The organism is Anaerolineae bacterium, assembly GCA_014360855.1.
Classification (GTDB): Bacteria; Chloroflexota; Anaerolineae; order JACIWP01; family JACIWP01; genus JACIWP01.
In genome coordinates, this window is record JACIWP010000151.1 from 1 (window position 1) to 7,716 (window position 7,716).

Here is a 7,716-nt window from a genome sequence, read left to right on the forward strand (position 1 = left end):
CCAAATGGTGCTCGATGACGATGACAGTGTTGCCGGCGTCCACCAGCCGCTGGAGCACCTGCAGGAGCTTCTCCACATCCGCGAAATGCAGGCCGGTGGTCGGCTCGTCCAAGATATACAGCGTGCGGCCAGTGGCCTTGCGGGATAATTCCTTGGCCAGCTTGACGCGCTGGGCCTCGCCGCCGGAGAGGGTCGGCGCCGGCTGACCCAGCCGGATGTAGCCCAGGCCGACATCATAGAGGGTCTGGAGGCGCCGGCGGATGGCCGGGATGTTGGCAAAGAACTCCATGGCCTCCTGCACCGTCATATCCAGCACATCGGCGATATTCTTGCCCTTATAGCGGATCTCCAGGGCCTCGCGGTTGTAGCGCCGGCCGTGGCATACCTCGCACGGCACGTATACATCCGGCAGGAACTGCATCTCAATGCGGATGATGCCGTCGCCGCGGCAGGCCTCACAGCGCCCGCCCTTCACATTGAAGGAGAAGCGCCCCGGCCGATAGCCGCGCATCTTCGACTCCGGCAGTGCGGCGAACACCGAGCGGATGGGTGTGAAGACGTCAGTATAGGTGGCCGGATTGGAGCGCGGCGTGCGCCCAATGGGGCTCTGGTCAATGTTGATGACCTTGTCAATGTGCTCCACCCCCTCGATGGAGCGGTGGGCGCCCGGCCGGTCCTTGGCATGATAGAGCCGCTGTGCCAGCTTCTTGTACAGCACCTCGATGATGAGGGTGGATTTGCCGGAGCCAGAGACGCCCGTCACGCAGATAAAGGTCCCCAGCGGGAAGCGCACGTCGATGTTCTTCAGGTTGTGTTCGCTGGCGCCGCGCACCACCAGGTAATGGCCGTTGCCCGGCCGGCGCCGGGCCGGCACCGGCAGAGAGCGCCGGCCGCTCAGGAACTGGCCGGTGATGGACTCCGGGCAGGCCTCGATGACCTCGATTGGGCCGGCGGCGACGATGCGTCCGCCGTGCTCGCCGGCGCCGGGGCCCATGTCAATGATCCAATCAGCCGCCCGCATCGTCTCCTCGTCGTGCTCGATAACCAGCACGGTATTGCCCAGATCGCGCATCTGCTTCAGGGTCTGGATGAGCCGGCCGTTATCGCGCGGGTGCAGGCCGATGGACGGCTCGTCCAGGATGTACAGCACGCCCATCAACTGCGACCCGATTTGCGTGGCCAGGCGGATGCGCTGGGCCTCGCCGCCGGAAAGGGTGGAAGCGCGCCGGCTCAGGGTGAGATAGTCCAAGCCGACGTTGACCATGAACTGCAGGCGCGAGCGCAGTTCCTTGAAAATCTGGTGGGCGATCTGCTTCTGCCGGCTGGTCAGCGGCGAGTCGTCCCCCTGCAGGCGCTCGACCCAGCGCAGGACATCCCCCACCGGCATGGCCGAGACCTCGGCGATGTTCAGCCCGTCAATGGTGACCGCCAGCGCCTCCTTGCGCAGGCGGGTACCGCCGCAGGTGGGGCAGTCGCGCATGGCCATATAGCGCTCGATCATAGCCCGCGCGTAGTCGGACTGGGTCTCGCGATAGCGGCGCTGAAGGTTATTGATGACCCCCTCGAAGGTGGTCTCGTAGTAGCGCTCATCGCCGCGCCGATTGCGGTAGTGGACGCGGATGGTCTCGCCCGGCCGGCCGCCGTACAGCAGACGATGAATCTGCTTCGGGGACAGCTCCGACACCGGCACGTTCATCGGGATGCCGTAATATTCGCAGGCCGCCCGCAGAAGCTGATAGTAATAGCCATCGCCGTTGTCATCGTAGCGATGCCAGGGTCGGATGGCCCCCTGCGCCAGGGTCAGGGACTTATCCGGGATGATCAGGTCCGGGTCGAACTCAAGCTGGCTCCCCAAGCCGTCACACGTCGGGCATGCGCCGTAGGGCGTGTTGAACGAGAAAGTGCGCGGCTCAATCTCCGGGAGGGAGATGCCGCAGTGCACGCAGGAGAAGTGCTCGGAAAAGAGCATATCCTCCATTTTGCCGTCTTCGGTCAGCCGGCTGATGATGACCAGGCCCCCACCCAGCTTCAGCGCCGTTTCGACCGAGTCAGTGATGCGGGTGGTGTAGTCAGAAGCCTCGTCGGGATCCATGCCCGCCGGCGAGCGCACCACCAGCCGGTCCACCATGGCCTCGATGGAGTGCTGTTTGTAGCGGTCCAGCTCGATGTCCTCGTCCACCTCCCGGATCTCGCCGTCGACACGCACGCGCACATAGCCGGCCTTGCGGATATCCTCGAAGACGCGTCGGTGCTCGCCCTTGCGGTCGCGCACCAGCGGCGCCAGCACCATGACGCGCGTGCCCTCCGGCAGTTCCAGCACCGCATCCACGATTTGCTGGACGGTCTGTTGGGTGATGGGCCGGCCGCACTGCGGGCAGTGCGGCGTGCCCACGCGGGCAAACAGCAGGCGCAGGTAATCGTATATCTCCGTGACCGTCCCCACGGTGGAGCGCGGGTTATGAGAGACGCCCTTCTGGTCGATGGAGATGGCCGGCGACAGCCCCTCGATCTGGTCCACGTCCGGCTTTTCCATCAGGCCCAGGAATTGGCGCGCGTAGGCGGAGAGGGACTCCACATAGCGGCGCTGTCCCTCGGCGTATATGGTGTCGAAGGCCAGGCTGGACTTGCCCGAACCCGACAACCCGGTGATAACCACCAGCTTGTCACGCGGGATTTCCACGTCGATATTTTTCAGATTGTGTTCGCGGGCGCCGCGCACGATCAATTTATCCAGAGCCATTTCCCTTCACTACCTCACCGTTGTTCCCCAACACGCATACCCCATCATCTTCCCAGACCGTGTTAAAGTCCAACATTTCATTGTATGGCATATAGGCAATTCTGTCAATTGCGGCTTCAAAAGCTTTGATTCACCCTCTTGACAAAGACGCCGTGTCCGGTTATAATGATACCATAATAGTATCATTTCCTCGGCAAATAGGATGATGGTCAAGCGAGAGACAGACTACGCCATCCGCACCGTGCTGTACCTGGCCATGCAGCCGGCCGGCACCCACACCACCGCTCGCGCGCTGGCCCGGGAGAAGCTCATTCCGCACGCCCTGGCGCGGCGGATCGTCTCCAGGTTGACGGCCGCCGGCATCCTCCACAGCGCGCGCGGCCCCAGCGGTGGCATCGCGCTGGCCCGCCCGCCGGCCGAAATCACCCTCCTGCAGGTCATGCAGGCCGTGGACGGAGCGCCGGTTGTCAGCCCCTGCGTCGTGGAGCCGGCCTCCTGCCCCCTCATGCCAGAATGCCCCGTCCATGAGGTCTGGGTGGATCTTCAGCGTTCCCTTGAGACGACGCTGGAGCACATCACCTTCGCCCAGCTTGCACAGCGCGGGCTGTCATTGAGTCAACTCCCGGACCCGATATTCCGCTGTCCGGAGTCATCCTAAATCCATCTACAGGAGGTGTCCTATGCGCAAGATGACCAAAGCCAATCTGGAAGCCGCCTTTGCCGGCGAGAGCCAGGCCCACATGAAGTATCTCATCTTCGCCGACGAGGCCGAGAAAGAGGGATTCCCCAAGGTAGCGCGCCTCTTCCGCGCCATCGCCTTTGCCGAACAGGTGCATGCCACCAATCACCTGCGCGCGCTGGGCGCCGTGGGTGAGTCGCCGGCCAACCTGCAGGTCGCCATCGACGGCGAGACCTTCGAGGTCGAGGAAATGTACCCGGCCTATAAGGCGGTGGCCGAACTGCAGGAGGAGAAGGGTGCCAATCGCTCCACGCATTACGCGCTGGAAGCGGAAAAGGTGCACGCCGGCATGTACCAGAAGGCGCGTCAATCGGTCCTGGCCGGCAAGGATGTCGAGGTCGGCGACATCTACATCTGCGAGGTCTGCGGTTGGACCGTCGAGGGCGAGGCGCCGGACCGCTGTCCCATCTGCGGCGCCACCCGCGAGAAATTCCGCAAGTTCTAAGTACCATACGGGGGAGCCGGCAGGAGAAATGCCGGCTCCCCCGTCCACACCCCCGCGTGTACAACAGGAGGGAAATGACAAATGGACCCTGTGCTCCTGGCGCGCATCCAGTTCGGGTTGACCGCCGCCTTCCACTTTCTGTATCCCCCCGTCACCATTGGTCTGGCATGGCTCATCGTCTATATCGGCTGGCGCTATCTGCGCACCGCTGACCCCGCATACGAAAGGATGGCGGCGTTCTGGATCAAGCTCTTTGCCATGCTCTTCGCCGTCGGGGTGGCCACCGGCATCACCATGGAGTTCCAGTTCGGCACCAATTGGTCTACCTATTCCCGTTTTGTGGGGGATATTTTCGGTTCGCCGCTGGCGGCGGAAGGCGTGTTCGCCTTTTTCCTCGAGTCCACCTTCCTGGGGGTGCTAATTTTCGGCCGCCGGCGCGTATCCCGCGGTTTTTACTGGTTCTCATCCCTGATGGTCGCCATCGGCTCCACCCTTTCCGCCTTCTGGATCATCGTCGCCAATTCCTGGCAGCAGACCCCGACAGCCTACCGCATTGTCGGGGAAGAGGTCTTCCGTCGGGCGGAGCTGACCGATTTCCTGGCAGCCGTCTTTAACCCCTCCACCCTGCCCCGCTACACGCATACCGTGGTGGCATCGCTGTTGACCGGCGCGTTCTTCATGGCCGGCATCAGCGCCTGGTACCTGCTGAAGAGCCGGCATCAGGAGTTTGCCCGCCGCTCGCTCCAGATCGGCCTGGTCGCCGCGGCAGTCGCTTCCCTGCTCATCCTGGTCACCGGACATTTCCATTCCGTGCAGGTGGCTCTGACCCAGCCGGCGAAAATGGCGGCATTTGAAGGGCTGTTCCGCACCGAAAGCGGTGCGGATCTTATCCTCTGGGGCTTTCCCGATACGGCCAACCAGACGGTGCGTCTCAAGATCGCCCTGCCGGGGCTCCTCAGCTTCCTGATCCACTTCGACCCCAAGGCGACGGTGGCCGGCCTGGACCAGATCGCTCGCGAGAACTGGCCGCCGGTGGAGCTGGCCTTCTACCCCTATCATCTGATGGTCCTGCTGGGTGGATGGTTCATCCTCATCTCCTGGCTGGGGCTACTGTTGGGCAGCCGGCGCTTCACCTCTCGCCCCTACCTGTGGGCCGTGCTCCTGTCCCTTCCCCTGCCCTGGCTCTCCCTGGAGCTGGGCTGGATGGCGGCGGAGCTGGGCCGGCAGCCCTGGGCGGTCTACGGTTTACTGCGCACGCGCGATGCCGTCTCTGTGGTAGTGCCGGCGGAACAGGTGCTGGCGACCATCATCCTCTTTGTGCTGATCTATTCGCTACTGCTCGCCCTGCTCATTTTCCTGCTGACGAGGGAGATCGCGCGCGGCCCCGAGCCTTTGGCCGCGGTGCCGGCGCAGGAGGTGGTACGATGAGCCATGCCCTGTTGCAGAATATCTGGTTCGTCCTTATCGGGGTCCTGCTCACCGGCTATGCCATTTTGGACGGGTTTGACCTGGGCGCCGGCGTTCTACTGCCGCTGGTAGCCCGCAGTGACCGCGAGCGCCGGCTGGTCTTCCAGGCCATCGGCCCCTTCTGGGATGGCAACGAGGTATGGCTCCTGACCGGGGGCGGGGCCTTGTTCGCCGCCTTCCCGCACGTCTACGCCACGGTGTTCAGCGGCTTTTACCTGGCGTTGATGCTGGTGCTCTTCGCCCTGATCATGCGCGCCGTGTCCTTTGAGTTCCGCAGTCGGGTGGAAAACCCGCGCTGGCGGGCCGTGTGGGACGGCGTATTGTGCGCCGGCAGTTTGGTGCCGGCGCTCCTGCTGGGGGTGGCTGTCGGGAACATCCTGCGCGGCGTCCCTCTCACCCCCGAAATGGAATACGCCGGCACCTTTTTCACCCTGCTCAATCCCTTCTCCCTGCTGGTGGGCTTGACCGGGCTGTCCATGTTCGTCACCCACGGCGCCATCTACCTGATGAACAAGACCAACGGCGCGCTGGCCGAGCGGGCCGGCCGGTGGGCCTCCCGGGGCTGGATCGCCCTGCTGATCCTGACCATTGCCACCGGCGCCGCCGCCTGGTTCGATACGCCGGCGCGCTTCCAGGGCAAGCCGGCGCTCATATGGGCACTGCCGGCGGCAGTGCTGGCCCTGATGGCCTGGACCCGTATCCTCTTGGCCCAGGGCAAGCCAGGGCGGGCCTTCCTGGCCTCTTCCCTGACGATTGCGGGATTAATGGCGCTCTTCGGGGCCGCATGCTATCCCTACCTCCTGCCGGCGCGCAACGTCGTGGACATCGCCGGCTATCAGGGGTTGAGCATCTATAACGCTTCCGCCTCGCCGCTGACCTTGCTGACCATGTTGATCATCGCCCTCATCGGCGTGCCCATCATGCTGGTGTATACCGCTTATATCTACCACGTTTTTCGCGGCAAGGTGGTGCTCGAAGAGGAAGGCTATTGATCCCACAAGGTGACGGTCACCTGGAAAGGTGATTGTCACCTACCTTCCGACATAAGGTGACGGTCACCTGACAGGTGACCGTCACCTCGTTCCTATCATCTCCCCTTTGCGTTTTGGCCCGAAAGGTGTACAATGCAGGCGAGCCGTTGGCCGGCAAGGAGCAGTCCCATGATCATCAAGATCGCGCCTTCCATCCTTTCCGCGGACTTCGCCCGCCTGGGAGAACAGGTGGCGGAGGCGGAAGCTGCCGGCGCCGATTATATCCACGTCGACGTCATGGACGGGCACTTCGTCCCCAACCTGACCATCGGCCCGGTGGTGGTGCAGGCCCTGCGCCGGGTGACCCGTCTGCCCTTGGACGTCCACCTTATGGTGGAGAAGCCGGAATCCCTGCTGGAGGCGTTCGCACAGGCCGGCGCGGACATCCTGACGGTGCACGTCGAGACCTGTCCTCATCTGCACCGCACGCTCCAGCAGATCCACAGCCTGGGCGTGCGGGCCGGCGTCAGCCTGAACCCCTCCACCCCGCTGGTGACGCTAGAGGAAATCCTGGGGGACGTGGACCTGGTGCTGGTGATGTCGGTGAACCCGGGCTTCGGCGGGCAGAGCTTTATCGAGCGCTCTGTGAGCAGGATCCGCCGGCTGCGCCAGATGATGACCGAACAACGCGCGCGGGCGGAGCTGTCGGTGGACGGGGGGATACATCCGGGGACCGCTGAGCAGGTGGTGCGGGCGGGGGCGAATGTGCTGGTGGCCGGCTCCTTCATCTTCAGCGACCCGGAGGGCATCGCGGCGGCCATCCGCCGTCTGAGGACCAGCGCGGAACGCGCACTGATCGCGCGTTCTGTGTAACCATAGGCAGGGAGGAAAAACAAAAGCCGACAGCAGGCGCTATCGGCTTTCACCGGGTGCAGGGTACAAACCCGCTCATTCTTTGGATTTGCTGAGCGTCTTCAAACACTTGGTGCAGATGCGCAGAGTGCGCTCGACTCCGTTGATCACAACTGTAGCCTTCTGCACGTTCGGCTGCCACATGCGCTTGGTGCGAACGTTCGAGTGGCTGACGTTGTGACCAAACTGGGGACCCTTCCCACACAGCTCACACTTGGCCACCGTACATCACCCCTTTCCTGCGAGATTGGCAAGCGCTGGGCGGCTTCTTCCGTCTTCAGCGCAACACAATTATCATACCATACCATGCAGATTTGCGCAACTTTGGGGACTTATCGTATCATGTACGCTTGCAGTGAGAGGCAGACGCGTGGGCCGGCGGCCGGCGTTCGGGGAGCGCGCCGCAGTCCCACCCATGAAGAATCCGCAGGAGCATAGTATG

General features: G+C 63.5%; 7 protein-coding genes. 5 read left to right on the forward strand and 2 right to left on the reverse strand.

Annotation, left to right across the window (positions count from 1 at the left end; genetic code table 11):
* On the reverse strand, positions 1–2,740 hold a 2,740-nt coding region (gene uvrA / locus H5T60_09150; GenBank protein ID MBC7242597.1), incomplete at its 3' end, for an excinuclease ABC subunit UvrA.
* A 205-nt stretch (positions 2,741–2,945) separates the two neighbouring features.
* Here uvrA and H5T60_09155 point away from each other — a divergent pair.
* From H5T60_09155 to H5T60_09175, 5 genes are all read left to right on the forward strand, one after another.
* A complete protein-coding gene (locus tag H5T60_09155) occupies positions 2,946–3,398 on the forward strand; it encodes an Rrf2 family transcriptional regulator (protein ID MBC7242598.1) in 453 nt (150 codons plus the stop codon).
* A 22-nt stretch (positions 3,399–3,420) separates the two neighbouring features.
* On the forward strand, positions 3,421–3,924 hold the full coding sequence (locus H5T60_09160) for a rubrerythrin family protein (GenBank protein MBC7242599.1): 504 nt from the start codon (positions 3,421–3,423) through the stop codon (positions 3,922–3,924).
* A gap of 81 nt (positions 3,925–4,005) precedes the next feature.
* Complete coding sequence (locus H5T60_09165) at positions 4,006–5,352, forward strand: cytochrome ubiquinol oxidase subunit I (protein MBC7242600.1); 1,347 nt, start codon at positions 4,006–4,008, stop codon at positions 5,350–5,352.
* Positions 5,349–6,383, forward strand: a complete 1,035-nt coding sequence (gene cydB / locus H5T60_09170) for a cytochrome d ubiquinol oxidase subunit II (GenBank protein ID MBC7242601.1) — start codon at positions 5,349–5,351, stop codon at positions 6,381–6,383. Before H5T60_09165 ends, cydB begins: the two co-directional genes overlap by 4 nt.
* 171 nt (positions 6,384–6,554) lie before the next feature.
* Entirely contained in the window at positions 6,555–7,235 is a 681-nt protein-coding gene (locus H5T60_09175) for a ribulose-phosphate 3-epimerase (protein ID MBC7242602.1), read from the forward strand.
* A 75-nt stretch (positions 7,236–7,310) separates the two neighbouring features.
* On the opposite strand, the gene H5T60_09180 is transcribed toward H5T60_09175, so the two are convergent.
* Positions 7,311–7,496 carry a 50S ribosomal protein L28 gene (locus H5T60_09180; protein ID MBC7242603.1) on the reverse strand — a complete coding sequence of 62 codons (186 nt, stop codon included), beginning with the start codon at positions 7,494–7,496 and terminating at the stop codon, positions 7,311–7,313.
* Positions 7,497–7,716: the final 220 nt, after the last annotated feature.

What these genes read in the sequence shown, in the direction of transcription:
- H5T60_09155 (MBC7242598.1), top strand. Translation starts at nt 2,946, where the DNA reads ATGGTCAAGCGAGAGACAGACTACGCCATCCGCACCGTGCTGTACCTG.
- H5T60_09160 (MBC7242599.1), top strand. Translation starts at nt 3,421, where the DNA reads ATGCGCAAGATGACCAAAGCCAATCTGGAAGCCGCCTTTGCCGGCGAG.
- H5T60_09165 (MBC7242600.1), top strand. Translation starts at nt 4,006, where the DNA reads ATGGACCCTGTGCTCCTGGCGCGCATCCAGTTCGGGTTGACCGCCGCC.
- cydB (MBC7242601.1), top strand. Translation starts at nt 5,349, where the DNA reads ATGAGCCATGCCCTGTTGCAGAATATCTGGTTCGTCCTTATCGGGGTC.